The organism is Thermomicrobium sp. CFH 73360 (assembly GCF_023806465.1).
Lineage (GTDB): Bacteria > Chloroflexota > Chloroflexia > Thermomicrobiales > Thermomicrobiaceae > Thermomicrobium.
Map to the genome: position 1 here is coordinate 265532 of NZ_JAMSLS010000002.1, position 21751 is coordinate 287282.

A 21751-nucleotide genomic window follows, 5' to 3' on the forward strand; every position below is an offset into this window, starting at 1 on the left:
CGCAGCTATGCGACCAAGTCTCTCCCCCACTCTCGACTAAAGTGATGACTCTTTGTCGCAGAGCGCGGTCGACCGAGTATTCGTCACCAGCGGTTGCCTTCACCGAGACTGCCCCTGTTTTACCACTCCGCTGATCAGTGCTCCCGGTGCAGAAACGGTGCTCGTTGTTCCGTTCTCGTAAGGCAGACTCTCCCTCGTCATCGCAGCTCTCCTCCTCCGACCGCTTGAAGGCGCTTTCTCACCACGATGCACGCCACGCGGAACAGTCCCGTTACGAACGAACCTGTGCGCACGCTATCGCTCTCCACCAACTGAGGCGCCGGCACTCGTCGCTGATTCGCCGCTCGTAGAGAGTGGTACGCTGCCGATTGCCTCAACATCTTCCGCTGCGAAAGGCATCCGTGCTTCTGCACAGCAGACGGAGTGCACGTCCCCTCCACGCACCGTGCACCGACACAACTTGTCTTCAGACTGGGTTACCTGTTCCCGATTGCTGAACGGTGCGAAGCATGCTAGGCTACCCCCGAGGCTGGGATCTCGCGTGGGAGGGTGAACGATGCGCGTGGAACCGCTGATTTTCGAACTTTCAAAACCAGGACGGTCTGGCACATCAGTGCCCGAACTCGACGTTCCGGAATCGACGCTCCCTGAGGAGCACCTCCGCTCGGAATTACCCCTCCCCGAGGTGAGTGAAATCGACGTCGTCCGGCACTTTACGCGCCTCTCCCAGCTGAACCACGCGGTCGATATTGACTTCTACCCGCTCGGCTCCTGCACCATGAAATACAACCCAAAGATCAACGAGGTTGTGGCACGCTTTCCCGGTTTTGCGCATCTTCACCCGCTTCAGGATCCACGAACCGTCCAAGGCATCATGAAGCTCATGTACGAGCTGCAGCAATTCCTCGCTGAGATTGCCGGCTTTGATGCCATCTCACTGCAGCCCGCCGCGGGCGCCCACGGCGAGCTCACGGGAATTCTGATCGCGCGGGCCTACTTCGACGCCCGGGGTGAGCACCAGCGCCGGACCGTGATCATCCCGGATTCAGCGCACGGGACGAACCCAGCCACTGCAGCCATGGCCGGCTTCCGTGTGGTCGAGGTCAAGTCGGACGCACGTGGGAATGTCGACATCGACCAGCTCCGCCAGTTGGTCGGCCCAGACACCGCAGCAATCATGATCACCAATCCGAACACACTTGGTCTGTGGGACGAGAACATCACGGAGATTGTGGAACTGATCCACAGCGTCGGAGGACTCGTTTACAACGATGGTGCGAACTTTAACGCTCTTCTGGGTATCGCTCGCCCTGGCGACTTCGGTGTTGACATCATGCACTTCAACCTCCACAAAACCTTCTCGACGCCACACGGTGGGGGTGGCCCAGGCAGTGGGCCAGTTGGTGTCAAGGCGCACCTTGCCGAGTTCCTCCCCGGGCCGATCGTCGTCCGGCGGCCGGGCGAAGACCCGGAGTACACCTGGAACTGGCCCGAACGGTCAATCGGCAAGATTCATTCGTTCCACGGTAACGTGGGGATGCACATCCGGGCATACACCTATATCCGGATGCACGGGGCAGAGGGGCTGCGCCGTGTCAGCGAGAATGCGGTGCTGGCAGCAAACTATCTCCTCGCGCGCCTCCGCGACGTCTACGAAGTCCCCTACGACCGGACGTGCATGCATGAATTTGTGCTCTCGGCTGTCCGTCAGAAGCGTCATGGCGTCCGTGCCATGGACATCGCCAAGCGCCTACTCGACTTTGGGCTGCATCCACCCACCGTCGCATTTCCTTTGATCGTGCCAGAAGCCCTGATGATCGAGCCGACGGAAACGGAGAGCCTGGAAACACTCGATCGCTTTGTGGCTGCCCTCCGACAAATCGCCGAGGAAGTTGAGCGCGATCCGGAGTTCGTGCGTCAGGCTCCGCACCAGACATTCTACAAGCGACTCGACGACGTCCGAGCGAACCGAGAACTGGATCTCCGCTGGCAGCCAGAACGAGCGACGGCCCATGCGTCCTGATCTGCGGTATACTACCCGCCTGAATCCCAGGGAAGGAGAGAGTCATGGACAAGAAGGCATTAATCGATGGACTCAACCAGGACTTAGCCGGTGAGCTTCAGGCAATCATTATGTATATTCACTATGCTGCGGCTGCGACCGGGGTTGATCGCATTGAGCTCGCTGAGTTCTTCGAAAAGGAGATCCAGGATGAGCTGCGCCACGCGCTCTTTCTGGCAAACAAGATTACGGCCCTTGGGGGAACGCCGGCTGACGAGCCGCTACCCGTGCCGAAAGCGGGCTCGAACCGTGAGATGATCGAGCGTGTGCTTGAGGCTGAGGAGCGGACGATCGGGAACTATGTCCAGCGGATGAAGCAAGCCGAAGAGTTCGGCGACTACGGTCTGGCCAACGATCTGCAGGACATCATCTCCGACGAAACGCGCCACAAGGAAGAGTGTGAAAAGCTCCTGCGCGGGGTCGCCTGAAACGCTCTTCTGGTCTATGCTCACTGGCTCGCCTCGCTGAGTCCCACTGCCCGGCGAGCACGGGCCAGCGCATCGCTGAGTTTCTGGTGTTCCACGGCCAATGTCAGATCTCCCCGGGTTCGCTCGAGGACACCACGGACCATATCGGTGGTCCGACGGAGGCCATTCGTCACTGCATCGGGATAGTCGACTTGCACGAGGACGCCGTAAATCTCATCCATCACCTGAAGCACCGCCTCAGCTCGGGCAAGGTCACCAGCGCGGATCACATCCATGATGTGGCGTCGAAGCTCGCCACAGGCTTCACCAAGCGCGTTCAGGTACACCGCATCTTCGACCTGCAGGGTTTCAGGACCTGGGAGGGGCTGGCCTGCCACCAGGGCCAGAGTTAGGCTGGCTTCGGCAAACTCTTTGTGAGCATCCTGGACGTAGCCAGACCAGTAGATCGATGGGTAATCAACGAGGTGGGCGGTCAACGCATCCTTGATGCGGCGAGCCTCTTCCAGCATGGCCTCAGCCTGGTCGAACTCCCCGCGGTGCACCGCCCGCACCGCGTTGGCGCTCAGACGGGTAATCTGGCGTGTCTCGGCGAGCGCACGCTCCCGCGCACTATTTACCAGGTCCAGCCGCGCCAGCACCCGCTCCGTGATCCGCGTGATCTCCTCCGTCCGCATCGCCCCTCCCTCAGCCTCCACACACTAGCTAGCCAGCCGGGACAACGATAGCAAGAGGAGCCGTAGCACGCAGAGACCCGGGCATTACCGCCCAGCGAGCCGACGTTCCACGAGCCGACGGACCCGCTCGTGCACAGGCGGGTGCGTCGAGAGCCAGCTGGCCGTACGCCTCTCCTCGTCATGAGGCGCGACAATCAGGAGTGGCCGCAGGCCCTGCCACCGCCGCCCTCCCTCGGACGGCATCTCCCAGAGTGCTTGATCCATCTTGACAAGAGCGGAGGCCAGCGTGCGTGGGCTTCCCGTCACGAGGGCCGCGATATGGTCGGCGATGAACTCCCGATAACGCGAGAGCGGCAGAGCGAGCAGCACCCTGATGACGGACAGGAACCGAGAGTCTGCGGCAGCCAGCAGTGGCCCCAGTTCGAGCGGCAATGCCACACAGCCAGCCTGCGCCCCGAGGCCAGCACGCAGACAGCCGACTCGCACCTCATCGCTCCCCGAGAGTCAGGTGGTGATCCGACCGAGCAGTCCGGTTAGCCAGGCGTAGAGGGCCACAATGGCTGACACCAGTGCGCCGAAGGCGAACGTGAGAATGGTCACACTGTTTGCCGCTGTCAAGAGCGCTGCATCGTCATTCTTGAGGTAGCGGTGCACGGGCTCGTGGGCCAGCATGCGTTCCAGCTCGGCCGAGTCTAGGAGTTCTGGCAGTCCACGCGTCACCGCGACGACGCTCCGCTGCACGCCACCGGCTGTGAGCCTGTAGCGAATGGAAAACGCGTGAGGCACGGACGTCTCACTACGACCGAGACGCGGAGCTGGAATACCGGAGAGTAGCGCCAGCCGCCCCCTCCGCTCGCGGAACGGCGCGAGTTCCACTGCCGCCTCCCGCACTCCTCACGCGCGGCAGGCCAGCTGCGGACTGAGCGCCATCCAGCCGAAGAACAGGACGCTGCCGCTCCCAAAGACGGCGAGGACATCGAGACCAGTCGAAGGGACAGGGCCAGGCCGCACCAGCGCAGGAGCAGCAGGAAGACGACGAAACAGGCTATCAGCCCGCCATCGATACTCCACCAGAGTAACGCAGCGACAATTGCCCTCAACGCTACTGTGCGCTGGCCATGCTTCAGCTGCCGAAACGAGTGTATGGTGCAATCCAGTTTGTCTGTCCGAGCCGACTACCATGCTGGCACAGCAGGTCGATAGGTAACGGCAGTCGAGCAAATCACACGATGGTGAAGGCATCGTGGTCAACTACTCGACACAACAAGGTCGAAACCCGGCCACCTCTCACGCGCCAGGTTCGACGGACCACCATCACCACTTGTCAGGCGAGCGGTGCGACACGGCTCACCACCCAGGTAGCGAGACCGTAGGCGTCTCACACTTCACCCCACCCGTCTTCCGCTGGAACCCGAACTTTTTGGGACACTTGACGACACTTGTTACGACCGCATAGACTTGGCTTAACCAGAAAGTCCTTTCATGTGCGACCCAAGTCCTAGGCATCGCTGACCGACCAGCTCCGCTGATCGGTCAGCGAAAGAAGCGCACAGATGGGGGAAGGGATGGAAGCCACGCAGCTCGCGCTTCGCAGTAGTCGTGGGTTCACGTGGCGACGTTGGAGTAGGCTGTCCGGACTTCTCACTGTGCTTCTCGTCCTGAGCTTTCTTCCAGGGAAGGCCTTCGCTGCGGAGTCGCTACCCGATCTCACCGTCTCCGCCCTCCGTATCCGTTCTACTGACCAGTACGGGGTCTACCAGGTCGAAATTCGCGTCACCAACCGCGGTAGGGCTCCCAGTGGTGCGACATCCGTGAGGCTCATGCTGCGGTCAGCCAGGGACGGGGCTGAGACTATCGTGGCGAGCGAGCCTGTCACTGCATTGCAGCCACGCGAGTCGATCCGTATCGAGACGACGGTCCAGCCCAGTGATCCAGCCAGCCGCCCGTACCTGGTCGCAGTCGTTGATCCGGACAATGCGATCGCTGAGCGACGGGAGACGAACAACCGGCGCTCGGCCCGTCTGCCCAAACCGCGCGGGACTCCGCCGAGCGACGGTAGCATGCCATCCGGTGGTCAGCTTCAACTCGGCTTAAGGGTGTCGCCACTGGATCCAGCGGTGAACGGGTGTGCCGACATCACGGCTGGGGTGCACCGTGACTCTACCGGTGTCCCGAATGTCCGCGTGCTCTACGGGACAGCTTCGGAGGATCAAGAACCCGCCGAGTGGCTGGTACTCGGTACGACTAATTCGTATGGCTACGTGCCCCCTCAGCGAATCTGTGGGGATGGGTCCTCACGTGTCATACGTCTCTTCACTTGCGCTGACACGAACGCCAATGGTCGCTGTGACACGAATGAGCCCCGAGCACAGCCCGCTTGGATCTACTTCGGCTTGCGACAGGAGCTGCGCCGGAGCACCCAAGCACAGCTTGTCGGACAACCTGTGGAAGTCACGTACTGTGCTTGGCTTGGTGGCAGTCCGCTTCCAAACCTTCCGGTGATCTTTCTTGTGAGTCTGGAACGCAAAGGTTCGCAGGTGACGGACTCTGAGGGCTGCGCGCGTTTCAGCTTCCAGCGTGACACGGTACCGACGGGATGGTGGCGAACAGTCTCGGTTGCCGCCTGCGCCGACTTGAACCGCAACGGAGAGTGCGACAGGGGTTCCGGATCAAGTGACGAGCCTTGGCGTGAGACGGAGGTGGCATGGGGCACGATCGACGAGATTTACCTCTCTTCATGGCCTGGACCTGTCTTCAGCTATCTCCGGACTGGTGAATCTCGCGTAATTACCGTGGAGGTTCTGTTAGTTCCAGGTGGTTCTGGTACCGTTTGGGGTGGAGTCGCCGGGCAGCAGGTGATCGCGGCCTGGAGCGGCGCTAACAACGGGTATCAGGTGGGGGAGACCGATTGGGAAGGGAAAGTCACATTCCAGTACCAAGGAACGAACCCTGGTGAAGATGAGATCATCCTCTGCTTGGATCGTAATCGGAATGGCCTTTGCGAGGCGACCGAACAACGCTTGGAATACTTCCGCTCCAGCTGGATTACCGGCGCGAGCGTGGAGGCCGTCGGCATTGCCGTGGACGGGGATCCGGCAACGCCGTGGACGACGGGCGCATGCAGCACTGAAGGTCCGCTCAGCCTCCGCGTACGCGCTGAGGGTGGCCCATCTGTACCGCTCGTGGTGCAGGTTCAGGACGGTACTGCCCGCGTGGCACTCGACTGCAGCGGGGTCGTCAAAGCGCGGCGGTACTGGGTGGGAAACTACGGTACGACGTTGAGGGTGTTCGTCCAAGAAGGTGGGCCTGGTGACACATTCCAGGTTCAGCTTTGGCTCGACCGTAACGACAACGGACTAGCCGAAGATAACGAACTCTTGGTGGTCGAGCAGACGATCACCCTGACCGAATGAGCAGCGGCTCGCTAAAGCAAGGCCGTGGATCCTGAATGGGTTCACCGTGACTGGCTCCATTTTGGGAATCGCGAGCCACTGCAGGCTCTGTGGCCCAAGACGCACAATGGTCCTTCCGCAATGCTCGGGTGGCCATGAATGGTCACCCGAGCGCCTTCGCCCCCCTGCAGCCGAGTCACTCCCGGAGGAAGGAGACCGGATCTGCAACAGCCCGTGAGCGGAACCACCGTCCGAACCGTTGGCACGCGCACAACTGCTCAGTTCCCATAACCAGCACGGATTGTCCTCGAACAGAAAGAGAGCTCAACCGTAAGGCGGGCTGATACCCTCATTGTGCGGGACAATGCCGCACAGTCCTCGCCAAGTCGGTGCGGCATTCCCACTCCGTGAGTTCAAACGACTCCCACTGCACCGCGCGAAGGATGCGGCAGGGTCGAACGCTGTGTCTGGCAGTGTGTCGCTTGGGGCCTCACGGTCCCCCTGAGGGACATCAGCTGGCCGTATCGGGTCACCCAGCGTCACCTTGTTGACTGATGACCGGGTGCCTGCTATCATGTGGATGATTCCTAATGCGTGTAGTGCTTCGCAATTCAGGGGTACTGTACCCGAGTAGGGTGCATTAGTAGAGGAGGCGACGGCATGACGGAGGTTTTGCAGCCGGACCGCGTGCTCGATTGCAGCGGCTTGCTCTGCCCGCTGCCGGTGATCCGCACCTCCAAGGCGATCAAGGAACTCGGTATCGGGCAGGTACTGAAGGTGATTGCTACCGACCCAGGCGCACCAGCCGACATGGAGGCCTGGGCACGCCAGACTGGCAACGAGCTGATCGATGCCCACGAGGAAGACGGCAAGTACGTCTTTTTCTTCCGTCGCATGCGCTGAGTTCGAGAGGAGGAGGCCATGGCCCGACGCGATCCTGACGCACCGAAGCGACTGGCCATCATTGCCAGCAAAGGGACGCTGGACTTTGCCTATCCTCCCTTCATCCTCGGCTCGACAGCCGCGGCCATGGGCTGGGAGGTTGGCATCTTCTTTACCTTCTATGGGCTACCACTCTTGTTGCGGAACTACGATCCCAAGGTCAGCCCGCTCGGTAATCCAGCCATGCCGCTCAAAATGCCCTTCGGGCCCCCAGGTTTCCGCCAGATCTCCTGGCCGATCCCTGCCATCGTGGAGGCACTCCCGGGCTTCTCGCTCCTGGCAACCTCACTCATGCAGGAAACATTCAAACAAAAGGGCGTCCCCTCACTCTTGGAGCTCCGCCAGATGTGTATTGACGCTGGTGTCAATCTGATCGCCTGCCAGATGACCATGGACGTCTTCGGCTTCAAGAAGGAGGACTTCATTCCGGAATGCACCGTTGGCGGGGCCGCGACCTTCCTCGAGTTTGCAGGCGACGCTGATGTCTCGCTGTTCGTCTGACGGGGGGATGGACGATCGTGAGCGAGGAGACCAAGAAGATCCTGTATGTCCAAACCCACGGGGTAGACACCCCGGAGCGAAGTGCGACGCCCTTCTTCTTGGCCGCTGCCGCAGCGGCCATGGATATCGAAGCAGCCATTTACTTCACGATGAATGGCCCGACGTTGCTCAAGAAGGGCGTCCCTGAGACGCTCGTCGTCCCCAAAGCCGGAGGGGGCGGCGCGAAACTCAAACACTTCATCGATCAGGCACTGGAGCTGGGGGTCAAGCTCTACGTCTGTCAGCCGTCACTGGACCTCCACGGCCTCACGATGGATGACCTGATCGAGGGAGTACAGATGATCGGCGGAGCGGCCTTCAACCTGATGGCATTGGAGGCCGATGCAGTGGTGGCGTTCTAACCATGACGCGCGAGGCACCGTCCTTTGCCATCGTCCAGAGCTGCATCCTCCCGCTCGACCTCCATTACCGGATCGAGCAGCATCAATGGGTGTGCGTCGAAGCTGACGGGACGGTGACACTCGGTTACACCGACGTCGCTCAGACGGTCGCTGGCCGCATTCTCCACGTCACCTTCCGTCCAACCGGGCGCCACTACGCACACGACGCCACGGTCGCAGTGGTCGAGAGTGCAAAGTGGCTTGGTGCCTACCGTACACCAGTCAGTGGCCTTCTTCTGGAGACGAACGCTGCCCTACTCGAGGATCCCGAACTCGTCAACCGGAGCCCCTATCGCCGAGGCTGGCTGGTGCGGCTCCAGCCGGATGATCTCGAACATGATCTTGCCGACCTGCTCACGGGGCACGAGGCGATCGGGGCCTATGACGCTTTCATGTCACGCCGCGGGTTGGACGATTGCGTGCACTGCGCGGGGTACGAGCTGCCATGACACGCCTCCGTCTTTTCACCCACCCGATCTGTCACGGCTGCACTGAAGCACTGGCTTTGGTGGAACAGCTCATCCGGGAGGAGCCGGAGACGGAGGTCGAGATGGTCAGCCTGGCAACACCGCAGGGACGTGCTCTCGCCCAGGCAGCTGGTGTTGTCATCGTCCCCACCATCGTCGTAGACAGCGAGCGATTCGTCGGTGTGCCAAGTTGGGAAGAGCTGCGCGCACTCGTCCAGCGCGCGAGCCGCATCGGAGGTGCCGTATGAGCGTCGCGACGTGGAGCCCCACAAAAGCGAGCCAACGCTATGCGGATGTCGCGGAGGAGACCAAACGTCAGCTCTTCGAGGAAGTGAAGAGTGACCCGCGTTATCCGGATTTCCTCTATGGCTGTTACGAGTGTGGAATCTGCGTCTCCGCTTGTCCCTCGGCTCGCTTCTACGACTTCAGCCCACGCGTCATCGCTCAGGCGTTGGCGCGTGAGGACGTCGACCGTTTCTACGAGATCGTGATGGAGGATATCTGGAATTGCGCCCAGTGCTTCTCGTGCGTCCGCTGCCCCCGCGGCAATAACCCTGGCGGGCTCGTCACGTTGATGCGTGAGGTCGCCGTCCGGCATGGCCTGGAGCAAGCCCAGCAGGCACTCCAGGGTTACTCGCGCGTCATTTACAAGATCATGCTGAAGGGTAACCAGGTCTCCCCCGATATGTTGCAACCGGACTTCTTCCCCGACTGGGGTCCGTGGGTGCGCGAGTTCAGCCGCAACATGACCGCTTGGCGCAAAGCAATCCCGGTCGACACGCTACGCAACGTCACCGACGCGGCGTGGCGCACCGACGACAAGACCCTGCGCGAGCTCTACACCATCTGGTTTGAGACCGGAAACATGGAGGTGATCCGCGAGGTCGACGAAGGGCTCTACGAGCTCCTGGTCGAGATCATGGAAGAAGAATTGGAGGCAGCATCATGAGCGAACACGTGATCCCCTTGGCAGAGCTGCGTGAACGCAAGGCACAGGTCGTCCGGCCGAACCCCGAAGAGGCTCCACGCCCAGACCTCCGTGAGGAACTTTTTGAACTCGAGGCGCGTGGGGAGCTCATTGTCCAGCGTGTGCCGGAACCCTACGTCGAAGTGACCACCAAGTTCGGTCGCACAAAGAAGGTGCCAATCGATCATTTGTGGCATCATAAGTCATGCGGTCAATGTGGTCACATTCCGGGCTACACGACCTCAATTCTCTGGCTCAATCGACAGTTTGGGATCGACTATCTCGATCCAACCGATCAAACCTCCTGCACTGGCTGGAACTACTATGCCTCGGCAACCTCGAATGCAGTGGCCCAGCTCCTGGTGATGTGTCGCAACTTCGCGGCCGCCTATGAGACGGGCTACTACCCACTCATCCACTGCGGCACGAGCTATGGTCACTACAAGGAACTCCGCGAGCAACTGGTCCACCACAAGGACCTCCGTGACCAAGTCCGACGCATCCTGGACAAGCTCGGGAAGCCGCTCGTGGTGCCAGAAGAGATTGTGCACTACAGCGAGTGGGTGCACGTCATGCGCCACCGCATCGCTGAGCGGCAGGTCATCGACATGCGCAATATCACCGCCTGTGTGCATCCGGCTTGTCACTACTACAAGATCGTCGCGGAGGATGCAATTTACGATCCGGACATTTACGGTGGCCAACGTACTGCGACCGTCACTGCGCTCCTGCAGGCCCTGGGCATTACCGTTGCCGACTACTCGACCTGGTTTGACTGCTGCGGTTTCGGCTTCCGGCACATCCTGGTGCAACGTGATTTCACTCGCTCCTTTGCCGTCCTCCGCAAGATCGAGGTCATGAAGGATGAAGCCAATCCCGACATGACGGTCACGCACGACACCGGCTGCGTCACCACCCTCGACAAGAGCCAGTTTGCCGCCAAGGCCCACCAGCGCCGCGTCGGCGTCCCGGTGCTCGCCGATTCGCAGGTTGGCGCACTGGCCATGGGCGCGCATCCCTTCCGTGTCCTCCAGCTGCACTGGCACTCCACTGACTGGCGCCCGCTGCTGGAGAAGCTTGGCATCGACTGGCAGCGCCACTGGGCCGAGTTTGAGGAGGACCTGGCAGCAATCGAGCGGGGCGAGAAACCCGGCCTGACCTGGGAAGATGCTGAACAGCCAATTCTGACACGGTAAGGGGGATGCTGTGCGTGAGAACGGACTGGCAGTGTTAGTGATCGGTGGTGGCCCTGGCGGGCTAGAAGCCGCCCGCACCGTCGCTGCACTTGGTACCCCAGTGGTGCTGGTGGAGCGACGACACCGGCTGGGAGGAACGCCGGATGCTGAGCATTACGCAAAGCTCACCCACCACTTCCGTGATGCCGAGGAAGCCCTTGGTGAACTCATCGCTGCTGTAACCTCCCAACCGCTGGTGGAAATACTCACGCGGAGCGAAGTGACCGCGTGTGAGGGAGAAGTCGGCAACTTCCGCGTCACCATTCGCACTCCGGAGGGGATGCAGGAACGGACGGTTGGCGCCATCATCGTCGCCACCGGCTTCCAGCACTTCGATCCGGGGCGGGAGACCCAGTTGTATAACTACTATTCTTTCCCTGACGTGGTCACGCTGAGTGACATGGAGGCGATGCTCAAGGCCCACCAGGTCGTTCGCCCTTCCAATGGGCAACCACCGGAGCGAGTGGCCTTTATCCAGTGCGTCGGGTCACGGGATCGCCAGATTGGCAACGAATTCTGCTCCAAGGTCTGTTGTGGTATCGCCTCGAAGCAGGCGATCGAGATCAAACAGCAGCTACCCAACGCCCGCGTGTTCATCTTCTACATCGACATGCGGATGTACGGCTACTGGGAAAACGAGCTCTACTGGCCGGCCCAGGAGCAATACAAAGTGAACTATGTCAAAGGGATCGTCAGCGAGATTCTGCCCAAAGGTGATCGTCTCCTCATTCGGGGTGAGGACACGACCATGGGACGACCGATGGAGATCACGGTCGACTTGGTTGTGCTCTCGGTCGGCATGGAACCCAGTAGTGGCACACGCCAGATGGCTCGTCTCCTGGGGATCGCGCAGAACAAGTACGGCTACATCGAAGCAGGCGGCCCAAGCGGGCTTGATCCGGTCGCCACTTCGCGCCCCGGAATTTTCGTCGTCGGCGCAGCAGCACGGCCAGCTGATCTCGACGATACCTTCGCGACAGCGGGACTCGCAGCTGCACGGGCAGTCGCTGCACTGCGCCAGGCACCCGTTGCTGCGGACTGAGCAGTCTTTCGCCGAGAGGAGGCAGATCATGGCGCAGCGGACAGAACCAACCGTGAATCCCTTCATCCGGTTCATGGCAAGTGGCGCTGGCCGCATCCTGCGCATCGTTCTTGGTGTGATCTTGATCCTTCTTGGGGTCTTTGTGCTTCCCGCTCCCTGGAGCTGGATCATGGAGGCGATTGGACTGATCCCGATCGCTGCTGGTGTCTTCGACTTCTGCCTCTTGGGTCCACTATTCGGGGTTGGCTTCTGGGGACGAGACATCCGCGGTCGGACGTAAGGAGACGACGATGAGCCAGCCCTTGCGGCCAAGCCACCTCATCAAGCCGAAGACTGGTCCTGATGATCCGGAGCTCCAAGAAACGCTCCAGGAAGGGCTGCAGCAAGTCGCCCCGGATGACATCGTGCAGCTGACTGCGGAGCTGCTGGCACGACGCCAGCGGCTGCTTCCAACGGTCTTTGCCCTGGCCAGCGGCTCTCCCTGCGAGCCGGAGACTCTTCACGTCCTGGCCAACTCACTGACCCCAACCGCCAAGCAGGCCCAGGCAGCAGCCGGTCTGCTGCAGCACCTCCACAGCTGCGAGGCGCTTCCAAAACTCCTCACCGAGGAAGCACCGGTTGAGGAGCGCTTGCGGTACTTCCTCACCGCCTGTGGAACGGCCGACCGGCGTCTGGCCTTAGAAACGGCAACTGGGCTACTGCACCTCGCGACACCGCGCCGCTATTGGCTCTGGACGCGCTGGTTATGGGACGTCGAGCACCGTACCGGCATCCTGCCCTTGCTGGCCTCCACAACGCACGCCCTCCAAGGAGAAGACGTCGGCATCCAATATCGCCACCTCGGCGCGCTCGTCGCGATGGGAGCGGAACTCGGCCGGAACAGTGGCCTTCTCTCGGCCGAGCTGGCCGATGATCCGGAACGCGGCCCCTTTGCGACGGACGCTTTCCTGGCGATCGCCTACAGCGTCTACCTTTACGGCATCACGAACTGGCGGCTGAGTCGCGAGTTCAACCGGCTCCTTCCCTCACTGCCGGATCTGGCCCGGCGACTCTTGGGCTTACCACGCCCTGCTCGAGCGCAGGTGTGAGAGGAGTCACCAGATGGATCCGAGTCTCAAGAAAGTTGCGGAAGTCTGGGAACGGGAAACAGCGATCGTCGAAGGGATGGACATCTCTGGTCCCTGGAACCGTATGTTCGGCCAGCGGGTGATCTGGGACTATTCACCCGATCTCATTGAAGAGATCGCCCAGCTGCCAGGAGCCGAGTCATTCGCCTGGTGCTACCAGTGTGGCAAGTGCGTGCCTGTTTGCCCTGTCGACGTGGTTGGCGACTATGGCCCGCGCAAGCTCTATCGGCGCGCCCAGACGGGCATCAACTTGCTCGATTCTCCCGACCTCTGGCTGTGCACGACCTGTGCCAACTGTCTACGGGTCTGCCCGAAGCTGGTCGACATGGTGCAGATCATGCCTGCAGCGCGGGAGCACGCCATGCTGACCGGGCGAGCGATTCCGGCCGAGCTGCAGGAGGCACTCGAGAACACCGCCATATACGGAAACCCACTCGGCCAACCGGCCCGCAAGCGGGAAGCGTGGGTGAAGGATGCCGGCGTGCCGGTGCCGATCCTCCACCAGATCCAGCGTCCGGTTGAGTGGCTCTGGTGGGTCGAGTGCTATCCCTCCTACCACCCACGGGGGATCGATGCCTCCATTGCCCTGGCCCGTATCTTCAACGCGCTCGGGCTCGATTTCGCCATCCTGGGTCGGGAGGAGAAGTGCGCCGGAGACTCCCAGCGGCTGGCGGGCGAGCGCGGGCTCTTCGAGATGCTGGCAGAGGAGAATATCCGAACCCTTGCGAAGTACGAGTTCCGGCACATCGTGGTCACTGACCCCCATGCGCTCAACGCCTTCCGCAAGCACTATCCAAAGCTTGGCGGGCAGTACGACGTCTGGCACTATACGACGCTGCTGGCACGCGAGCTCCCCAAACTGCAGCCACTCCTGACCAAATCCTTACCCTACCGGGTGACCTTCCACGACCCCTGCTATCTTGGTCGCCACAACGGCGAGTACGACGCGCCGCGACAACTCATTCAAGCCTTGCCGGGGGTGGAGTTTGTCGAGATGCTCCGCTGCCGCGAGAACTCTTACTGCTGTGGTGGCGGTGGGGGCGGGATGTGGTTGGACAGCTTCGCCGCCGGCCACCAGCGTCGCCGTCTCTCTGAGGAGCGCGTCCTCGAGGCGGTCAGTACCGGTGCAGACACCCTGGTTGTTTGCTGTCCATATGAAGTGTCGCGCTTTGAAGATGCCGCCAAGTCGACTGGTGTCGAGGGACGCCTGCGCGTGCGCGATATCGCGGAACTGCTGGCAGAAGCAATGGGGTTGATCGGGGAGGATGCAGCATGACCATTGTCGTGGTGATGGAGCAGGTACCGGACGTCGTCGAGGAGCTGGCGATTGCTCCCTCTGGTACCGACCTCGACCGGGATGCGGTCAGCTACGTCCTGAACGAGTACGACGACCACGCTTTAGAGGAAGCGCTGCTTCTCGCCGAAGCAAGCGGCGACGAAGTCGTTGCAGTTGGTATCGATACTACCGGTGAGCTTGATCAGACACTCTACACCGCGCTCGCCAAGGGAGCTCGGCGGGCTATCAAGCTGACCGGCGACTTTGAGGGGACGTGGCTAAGTACGCGGGCTGCCGCGCGGCTGCTCGTGCCGGTCATCCAAGAACTCGGGCCACGCCTGGTGCTCACGGGCGTGCAGGCTCCGGACGATCTCGACGGCCAGCTCGCGCCGACGTTGGCCGCCTTGCTCGGCTGGCCGCACGCCAGTGTCGTCATCGGAAGTGAGCTCGTGGACGGTGTAGTGCAGGTACGTAAGGAACTGTGGGGTGGCATCACGATGACGCTCGAACTGGAGCTCCCCGCAGTGCTCGGCGTCCAGGCCGCGCGCCAGGCACCACGATACGTCCCCATCAGCCGCGTGCGGCAGGTGATGCGTGAGGCCAGCATCGAGACCCGCGAGGTCGAAGCACCGGATGGGCTGGTCCCGGCGGTCACCACGCTCCGCGTGCCGGAGCAGGCGGGTCGAGCCGAGATATTGACGGGCAGTCCAGCTGAGATCGCCGACCGGATCATCGAACTCCTCCGGGCACGCGGCCTACTCTGAGGGAGGGAGTCGACAATGACTCAGCGAATCGCAGTCTTGGTCGAACACCTGGAAGGCCAGCCGACGGATGTCACGTTCGAGTTACTTGGCCTGGCACGGCGCATCGCCAATACCGACGGTGCGAGCGTCCAGGCATATCTTTTTGGTGAGCGCGTTGGACACTTGGCCGAAAGTCTACCAGCTGACAGCGTGACGGTGGTCGAGCATTCGGCGCTCCACCATCTTGCACCCGAGCCGACCGCACGTGTCCTCGCTGCGCTACTGCCGGCCGATCTGCCGCGCCTTCTGCTCGTCCCCAACACCTCTCTTGGGATGGACGTAGCCGCCTGGGTTGCCGCAGCCCTCGAGTGGCCGCTTGTCGCCTACTGCCAAGCACTCGAGCACCGCGGGAGTCGGCTGGTTGCAACCGCCCAGCTCTTCGGCGGCAAGATCCTGGCTGACGTCACGCTCGATGAACGACCCACGGTAATCGCAGCACTCGCTGGCGCCTTCGCGGCCGACGCAGTCAACCCTGGCGCCCCGGGGAAGATCGAGCGGCGTGATGCACCTGCCGAACTCGCCGCGCTCCGCACGCGCTCCGTTGTCCTGGAGCGACCGGAGGCAGCAGACGTGGACATCACCCGGGCCGAGAAGATCGTCGCGGTGGGTCGCGGCATTGAAAGCAAGGACAATCTGGAGCTCGCCGAGCAAGTGGCACAGGCACTGGGCGCAGTGTTGGCTGCATCGCGTCCACTGGTTGATGCCGGCTGGCTCCCGCGCTCGCGGCAAGTTGGGAAGTCAGGACTCAAGGTTAAGCCGAAGCTCTACTTTGCGCTCGGTATCAGTGGCGCTCCCGAGCATTTGGAGGGAATGAAGGACGCCGAGCTGATCATCGCGGTCAACAAGGACCCCAAGGCGCCGATCTTCGGCGTGGCCGACTACGGAGCGGTTGCGGATCTCTTCGAAGTGAGTGAGGCACTTCTGGAGCGACTGGAGGGCTGACGCCGTGCTGACGACACCAGAACGGATCGCTTTCGTTCTCCTTGCCCTCGCCTCGCTCCTGCTCACCGCGCACGGTGTGTCTCGCATCGTGCGAGCAATTGCCCGCGGTCAGGGCCGTCCGAACTGGAGGCTCTTCTTCCACCGTGTCATCCCGGTGAGCCTGGACATCCTGCTCCAACGGCCGATCTTCCGGACACGCCCGTTGGTCTCGCTGTTGCACGCAGGAGTCTTCTTTGCCTTCGTCTTCTATGGGCTGGTCAATATCCTTGACCTTCTCGAGGGCTTTACCGGCTTTAGTACGCTCCACCGGAGTGGTGTCGCTGCGCTCTACAACCTGATCGCCGACCTGCTGAGTGTGGCAGCACTCGCCGGGATGCTGGGGCTGCTAATCCGACGCTTTGGGCTACGGCCGTTCCGCTTCAACCAGCGCGTGTTGCTCCTGCCAAGTGTCCGCTTCGGTATCTCACGTGACTCAGCGATCGTCGGCGGCTTCATCCTCCTCCACGTCGGCTCACGCTGGATCGGCCAGGCTGTACGGGTGGCAGAAAGCGGGCAGCCCGATTGGAGCCAGCCGACAGCGAGTTTGGTCGCAACACTCTTCCATGGCTGGAGCGAGGCAGCGCTTACGACGGCAAGTCATGTGACCTGGTGGTTGGCACTCGGCCTGATTCTGGCCTTCCTCCCCTATTTCCCGTACTCCAAGCATATTCACCTCTTTATGGCGCCACTCAACCTGATCCTCCGAGAAGCGCGACCACTCGGTCAGCTTGAACCGCCGCCCAGTAGTGACGGAACCATCGGTGCTGAGCGCCTCGAGCAGCTCCGCTGGTATCAGCTGCTCGATGCCTACGCCTGCATCATGTGCAATCGCTGCCAAGATGTTTGTCCGGCCCATGGCACCGGACGAGCGCTGAGTCCGGCGGCGCTCGAGATCAACAAGCGGTACTACCTCAACCGCAACCTCGCGACCTTCGCCGGAGGAGCCACTTCTCCCCCACTGTTAGAGATTGCAACGTCGAAGGAAGCTGTCTGGTCTTGTACCACGTGTGCTGCCTGCGTGCGCATCTGCCCAGTAGGCAACCGCCCGATGCTCGACTTGATCGACATCCGCCGCGCACTGGTGAACCGCGGCGACCCGCTTGACCCCAATCTTCAAAGCGCCCTGGAAAGCCTTGCCCGGTACGGAAACTCCTTTGGCAAACCTGCCCGCCAGCGTGCCCGTTGGGCGAAGGAACTTCCCTTTTCGATTAAGGACGCGCGGAAGGAGCCGGTCGAATATCTCTGGTTCGTTGGTGACTTCGCTTCCTTCGACCCACGGATGCAGGAGAACACGAAGACAGTCGCCCAGCTCTTCCAGGCGGCTGGGCTCGACTTCGGGATCCTCTACGAGGACGAGCGGAACGCTGGCAATGACGTGCGACGGGTCGGCGAGGAAGGGTTGTTCGAGATGCTGGTGGAACAGAACCTCGCCGCCCTCAAGAAAGCGCAGTTCCGCGCCATCGTCACGACCGATCCCCATACCTATAATGCGCTCAAGAACGAGTATCCGGCTTATGGCTTCCAGGTCCCGGTCTACCACTACACCGAAGTGCTGGCCGAACTGCTCGAACGAGGAATACTGCGCGTCCAGCAACCGCTACGTGCCGCGGTGACCTATCATGACCCCTGCTATCTTGGCCGTTACAACCGGATCACCGCAGCACCGCGCCGCATCATCCGGGCACTCGGCTTGGAGCTCCGTGAGATGCCGAGACACGGTGAAAACACCTACTGCTGCGGGGCCGGCGGCGGCCAAATCTGGATGGACAGCGGCGGGCAGGAACGACCAAGTGAGCAGCGGATCCGTGAGGCAGTCGCGCTGGGGGACGACCTTCGCTATTTCGTCGTGTCCTGCCCTAAGGACATGGCGATGTACAGCGATGCGGTGAAGACGACCGGCTATGAGGGTCGCCTCACCGTGATCGATGTGGCACGACTTGTCGCTGTCGCCATTGGGATCGACGGCGTGGAACGTGAGGCTGCACCGGTCGAGTCGGAGGCCCGATGAGCGAGCAAGCGAGTGACGTGATCGCCCAAGAATTGGCACTCCGCTTCCGGGTCCTCGCCCGGGCGCTGGATCGATTCGACCGGCTCGAGGGGGAACGCGAGTTCGTCGGCTGGCTCGCTCAACTGGCAGGCGATCAGCGGACACTAGAGGCGCTCAGTACTACCCTTACCCTGCAGGCAGTCCAGGCGGCAGCGGAAGAGGGAAACTACCGGCTGCTCCGGCTTCTTGGCACCGAAGAGGCGGTCTCGCTCGCGAGGCTCTGCGACGCCAGCGGTCTCGACCGTGCGTCACTGTACCTTCGGCTCGGGCGGCTGGCTCACGCGGGACTCGTCATCCTGGAACTCGACGGCGAGTCGGTGCGGTCGACGCCGCTTGGGCGAACCCTCTCGCACTGGCTGGGCACCGTGATCACTGAAACGCGCGAGCGCATCGCCGAGTGGCTAGAACTGGTCGGGAGCACGACGTCATGAGCTTCACCTGTCCCTATTGCCGCCTACGCGCCGACCGGGGAACGATGCATGCGCACCTGGCGGGAGTGCACGGCGACCAGATCACCTTCAGCCTGCATGAGCGCTCCGGATATACCCTCGCCACGGTCACCTGCCCGCTCTGCTGTGCGAGCTGGGAGCAACCGATCCGCAAGGCGCGACGAGATCCGCGCTTTCTCGAGGAATACGCCTATGAAATCCGGCTCGTTCTCTTTGATCTGCTCTTGCACCACCTGCGCGGTGAGCATGGAGAAGGAGGAGGGGAACAATGAGCGACGTTCGTGGCTGCAGGGTTCCGGAAGATCTCTACTACTGGCCCGAAAAGCATGTCTGGGCCCGTCCGGAGCCGGACGGAACAGTCACGATTGGGATCACTGACGCAGCACAACACTTGGCGAAGACGATCATTAGTGTTACCCCCCGCGGAGTGGGGCGCAAGGTGCAACGTGGTAAGAGCGCCGGGACGCTCGAGAGCGGCAAATGGGTCGGGCCGGTGACCTCGCCAGTGTCAGGTGAGATCGTGGCAGTTAACGAGGACGCGATCGCCAACCCAAAGCTCTTGAACGAGGATCCCTACGGAGCCGGCTGGTTCGCCCGTATCCGGCCGGACGACTGGGAGGGAGAGGCAAAACTCCTCGTCACCGGCACGCAGGCGGTCGAGGCCTACCGCCAAGTGCTCGAGCAAGAAGGGATCAGCTGCGCGTGATGCAGGACGAGCGTGTCCGCGTCTATCGGGGGTGCATTCTCCCGCTTGACCTCCTCTACGACGTCGAGCACGACGTCTGGGTACGGCTGGAGGGAGAACAAGCCAGGCTCGGCATGACCGACCCGGCGCAGACCCGAGCAGGGAAACTGGTGGCAATCCGCTTCAAACGCCCGGGGACAGTCGTCGAGCGGGGGCGCGCCCTGGCAACCATTGAGAGCGGCAAGTGGGTCGGCCCCTTCCCTGCCCCTTTCCGCTGCGAGATTCTTGAGACGAACCAGTCCGGCTTTGAGCGCGATATTCTCTTAGCCAACCGCGACCCCTACGGGGAGGGTTGGCTTCTCCTCGTCCGGCCGTTGGCCCCTGAGCAGCTGGACGACCTTCTGCCGGGCGAAGAGGCGTTCCAGCGTTACCGCCAGCGAATTGACGAATTGGGACTCACCTGCTTCCGCTGCGCAGAATGAGTGAAAGGAGACACTCATGCGCATTCGCGTCGTTGACCTCGGCCTCGTCAGCCCCGTACGCTCCCAAACGGTGTATCATGCAGTCGGCTACGCGTTCCGGTCGGATGCGCCACCCACCATCCTCCTTGTGTCAACGACCGACCCCTACGTCTCGATCGGCTATCACCAGGACGCCGAGCGCGAGGTCGACCTTGAGTACTGTCGGCAGGCTGGCCTGCCGGTGATTCGGCGTGAGGTCGGTGGCGGAGCAGTGTATCTCGACCACAACCAGGTCTTTACCCAGTGGATTTTCCCCCGGGAACTTGTCCCAGTACGGGTCGAAGACCGCTTCGCCTGGTACGTGCGCCCGCTCGTCGAGACCTACCGTCAGTGGGGCATTGAAGCGACGTGGCGACCGATCAATGATATCCATGTCCGCGGTCGCAAGATCGGGGGAACGGGTGCAGCCAGTATTGGTGACGCAGAAATCCTTGTGGGTAGTCTCATGCTCGACTTTGATACCAAGCAAATGGCACGAGTGCTCAAAGTTGCCTCCGAGAAGATGCGCGATAAAGTGTTCCAGAGCCTCGAGGAATACATGACCACAATGCGGCGCGAGCTTGGTACCATGCCGGATCGCGATCAAGTGGTCCACACCTATCTGGAACAGTGTTCAGCTGCACTTGGTGCGGAACTCGAGTTTGGTGAGCTGACGCCAGAAGAGGAGGCCGTTGCCGCTGAACTCGATGCACGGTTTGCCTCCGAGGAATGGCTCTACCAGAAGGGTGGCCTGCGGGAGTCCGGGATCAAGATTCATACCGACGTGCGCCTCCATGAGGCAGCGCTCAAGGTGCCGGGCGGACTGATCCGCGTTATCGTCCGCACCCATGGCGGACGGATCGACGATGTCAGTCTCAGTGGCGATTTCACCCTGTTACCTGCACTTGGCCTCGCCGCGATCGAGCAGGCGGTACGCGGCCTGAGCACGCGGCGCGAGGAACTCGCCGTCCGCATCCGCGAGGTCTACCGCGCGCTGGGCCTGCAGTCACCCGGTGTCACCGCCGAGGACTTCGCACAGGCGATCGCTCAGGCAGCCCACTCTGCGATCTAACCCTGCAGCGCTCGTCGAGCAGCTGGTCGTGCAGGGTGTGGTTGGTCCTTGCACATCGATCAGGTGCGCCGGCACTGTGACTGGCGCCTCTATGGTAGCGAGTGCCAAGCGGGTTCGGGCAGGAACCATGAATCGTGCCTCGACGGAAGCTGCATCAGTGCACCATCGGGGCAGAATGTCTCGCAGCTAACGCGGGTGTCTCGTCACGCCAGGGCGGGTGTACCTCAGCCTGTCGTCGCACAAGGACGATAAACCACCTTCAATGGGAGAGTGCCCTCCGTGAGATAGGCACGTTCTTCGGCAGAGCGACGAGTGCGTCGCCGGGGCACGACCCGCTGAGCGCCTCCGATGAGGCTGCCTCCCCTGCCAGGAGCATTTGCCATGCGTAACGTTTCAGTGCGGGTGCTTCAGCAGGTCAGCAAGACCTAGTCCATCACGCCGCCCAGTCAGGTGCCAGTCCTCCTCGCGATGATTGCAGTCATGCTGTGCGGTCCGTCCCGCTGACGATGTGCGTGAGATGCTGATCATCCCTGATAGGGGCTCTCGCCATCTCGTTGGACTTACTAGGCAGGGAGGCGCGTCGTTCGCGGACTTCCCGGTGGTCATGACGCCGTCGCAGACGCCCCCACACGCGAATGATCAAGCCCGCCGCCAAGTCCGG

Annotated in this window: 26 protein-coding genes; 22 read left to right on the forward strand and 4 right to left on the reverse strand. The window is 61.9% G+C overall.

What is annotated here, in order from left to right; translation table 11 throughout:
- Positions 1-556 precede the first annotated feature (556 nt).
- Positions 557-2023, forward strand: coding sequence for an aminomethyl-transferring glycine dehydrogenase subunit GcvPB (gcvPB, locus tag NET03_RS04570; protein WP_252127715.1), 1467 nt, complete (start codon positions 557-559; stop codon positions 2021-2023).
- A 44-nt stretch (positions 2024-2067) separates the two neighbouring features.
- Positions 2068-2490 (forward strand): ferritin-like domain-containing protein, encoded by a 423-nt coding sequence (locus NET03_RS04575; protein ID WP_252127716.1) that lies wholly within the window; start codon positions 2068-2070, stop codon positions 2488-2490.
- A gap of 20 nt (positions 2491-2510) precedes the next feature.
- Here NET03_RS04575 and NET03_RS04580 read toward each other — a convergent pair whose 3' ends face one another.
- From NET03_RS04580 to NET03_RS04595, 4 genes are all read right to left on the reverse strand, one after another.
- Complete coding sequence (locus NET03_RS04580; protein WP_252127717.1) at positions 2511-3164, reverse strand: translin family protein; 654 nt, start codon at positions 3162-3164, stop codon at positions 2511-2513.
- A gap of 84 nt (positions 3165-3248) precedes the next feature.
- A complete protein-coding gene (locus NET03_RS04585; RefSeq protein ID WP_252127718.1) occupies positions 3249-3650 on the reverse strand; it encodes a M48 family metalloprotease in 402 nt (133 codons plus the stop codon).
- Positions 3651-3668: 18 nt separating this feature from the next.
- Entirely contained in the window at positions 3669-4040 is a 372-nt protein-coding gene (locus NET03_RS04590) for a M48 family metallopeptidase (RefSeq protein ID WP_252127719.1), read from the reverse strand.
- Positions 4041-4058: 18 nt separating this feature from the next.
- Positions 4059-4235 (reverse strand): hypothetical protein, encoded by a 177-nt coding sequence (locus tag NET03_RS04595; protein ID WP_252127720.1) that lies wholly within the window; start codon positions 4233-4235, stop codon positions 4059-4061.
- Positions 4236-4729: 494 nt separating this feature from the next.
- Between NET03_RS04595 and NET03_RS04600 the strand changes: the two genes are divergently transcribed.
- The 20 genes from NET03_RS04600 to NET03_RS04695 all read left to right on the forward strand — a co-directional run bounded on the left by NET03_RS04600 (position 4730) and on the right by NET03_RS04695 (position 21090).
- Complete coding sequence (locus NET03_RS04600; protein WP_252127721.1) at positions 4730-6577, forward strand: CARDB domain-containing protein; 1848 nt, start codon at positions 4730-4732, stop codon at positions 6575-6577.
- A gap of 639 nt (positions 6578-7216) precedes the next feature.
- Positions 7217-7459 (forward strand): sulfurtransferase TusA family protein, encoded by a 243-nt coding sequence (locus NET03_RS04605; protein ID WP_252127722.1) that lies wholly within the window; start codon positions 7217-7219, stop codon positions 7457-7459.
- A gap of 18 nt (positions 7460-7477) precedes the next feature.
- On the forward strand, positions 7478-7999 hold the full coding sequence (locus NET03_RS04610; RefSeq protein ID WP_252127723.1) for a DsrE/DsrF/DrsH-like family protein: 522 nt from the start codon (positions 7478-7480) through the stop codon (positions 7997-7999).
- 17 nt (positions 8000-8016) lie between these two features.
- Positions 8017-8400: a DsrE family protein gene (locus NET03_RS04615; RefSeq protein ID WP_252127724.1), complete on the forward strand. Its 384-nt coding sequence runs from the start codon at positions 8017-8019 to the stop codon at positions 8398-8400.
- 2 nt (positions 8401-8402) lie between these two features.
- Positions 8403-8888: a biotin/lipoyl attachment domain-containing protein gene (locus NET03_RS04620; RefSeq protein WP_252127725.1), complete on the forward strand. Its 486-nt coding sequence runs from the start codon at positions 8403-8405 to the stop codon at positions 8886-8888.
- Positions 8885-9154, forward strand: a complete 270-nt coding sequence (locus NET03_RS04625; RefSeq protein ID WP_252127726.1) for a thioredoxin family protein — start codon at positions 8885-8887, stop codon at positions 9152-9154. Before NET03_RS04620 ends, NET03_RS04625 begins: the two co-directional genes overlap by 4 nt.
- Positions 9151-9855 (forward strand): 4Fe-4S dicluster domain-containing protein, encoded by a 705-nt coding sequence (locus NET03_RS04630; protein WP_252127727.1) that lies wholly within the window; start codon positions 9151-9153, stop codon positions 9853-9855. The genes NET03_RS04625 and NET03_RS04630 overlap by 4 nt, the downstream gene beginning before the upstream one ends.
- The gene (locus NET03_RS04635) at positions 9852-11069 is read left to right on the forward strand and encodes a heterodisulfide reductase-related iron-sulfur binding cluster (RefSeq protein WP_252127728.1); all 1218 of its coding nucleotides are present in this window, start codon (positions 9852-9854) and stop codon (positions 11067-11069) included. Before NET03_RS04630 ends, NET03_RS04635 begins: the two co-directional genes overlap by 4 nt.
- Positions 11070-11079: 10 nt before the next feature.
- Positions 11080-12150 (forward strand): CoB--CoM heterodisulfide reductase iron-sulfur subunit A family protein, encoded by a 1071-nt coding sequence (locus NET03_RS04640; RefSeq protein ID WP_252127729.1) that lies wholly within the window; start codon positions 11080-11082, stop codon positions 12148-12150.
- Positions 12151-12178: 28 nt separating this feature from the next.
- Entirely contained in the window at positions 12179-12430 is a 252-nt protein-coding gene (locus tag NET03_RS04645) for a YgaP family membrane protein (protein WP_252127730.1), read from the forward strand.
- Positions 12431-12440: 10 nt separating this feature from the next.
- Entirely contained in the window at positions 12441-13238 is a 798-nt protein-coding gene (locus NET03_RS04650) for a hypothetical protein (RefSeq protein WP_252127731.1), read from the forward strand.
- Between the two features lie 13 nt (positions 13239-13251).
- Positions 13252-14553 carry a (Fe-S)-binding protein gene (locus NET03_RS04655; protein WP_252127732.1) on the forward strand — a complete coding sequence of 434 codons (1302 nt, stop codon included), beginning with the start codon at positions 13252-13254 and terminating at the stop codon, positions 14551-14553.
- Positions 14550-15317 (forward strand): electron transfer flavoprotein subunit beta/FixA family protein, encoded by a 768-nt coding sequence (locus NET03_RS04660; protein ID WP_252127733.1) that lies wholly within the window; start codon positions 14550-14552, stop codon positions 15315-15317. The genes NET03_RS04655 and NET03_RS04660 overlap by 4 nt, the downstream gene beginning before the upstream one ends.
- Positions 15318-15332: 15 nt before the next feature.
- Positions 15333-16298 carry an electron transfer flavoprotein subunit alpha/FixB family protein gene (locus NET03_RS04665; protein ID WP_252127734.1) on the forward strand — a complete coding sequence of 322 codons (966 nt, stop codon included), beginning with the start codon at positions 15333-15335 and terminating at the stop codon, positions 16296-16298.
- A gap of 4 nt (positions 16299-16302) precedes the next feature.
- A complete protein-coding gene (locus tag NET03_RS04670; protein ID WP_252127735.1) occupies positions 16303-18345 on the forward strand; it encodes a heterodisulfide reductase-related iron-sulfur binding cluster in 2043 nt (680 codons plus the stop codon).
- Entirely contained in the window at positions 18342-18815 is a 474-nt protein-coding gene (locus NET03_RS04675; RefSeq protein ID WP_252127736.1) for a hypothetical protein, read from the forward strand. Before NET03_RS04670 ends, NET03_RS04675 begins: the two co-directional genes overlap by 4 nt.
- The gene (locus tag NET03_RS04680) at positions 18812-19105 is read left to right on the forward strand and encodes a hypothetical protein (RefSeq protein ID WP_252127737.1); all 294 of its coding nucleotides are present in this window, start codon (positions 18812-18814) and stop codon (positions 19103-19105) included. The genes NET03_RS04675 and NET03_RS04680 overlap by 4 nt, the downstream gene beginning before the upstream one ends.
- Entirely contained in the window at positions 19102-19539 is a 438-nt protein-coding gene (gene gcvH, locus NET03_RS04685) for a glycine cleavage system protein GcvH (protein ID WP_252127738.1), read from the forward strand. The genes NET03_RS04680 and gcvH overlap by 4 nt, the downstream gene beginning before the upstream one ends.
- The gene (locus NET03_RS04690; RefSeq protein WP_252127739.1) at positions 19539-20000 is read left to right on the forward strand and encodes a biotin/lipoyl attachment domain-containing protein; all 462 of its coding nucleotides are present in this window, start codon (positions 19539-19541) and stop codon (positions 19998-20000) included. The genes gcvH and NET03_RS04690 overlap by 1 nt, the downstream gene beginning before the upstream one ends.
- 16 nt (positions 20001-20016) lie before the next feature.
- Positions 20017-21090, forward strand: coding sequence for a lipoate--protein ligase (locus NET03_RS04695; RefSeq protein WP_252127740.1), 1074 nt, complete (start codon positions 20017-20019; stop codon positions 21088-21090).
- Positions 21091-21751: the final 661 nt, after the last annotated feature.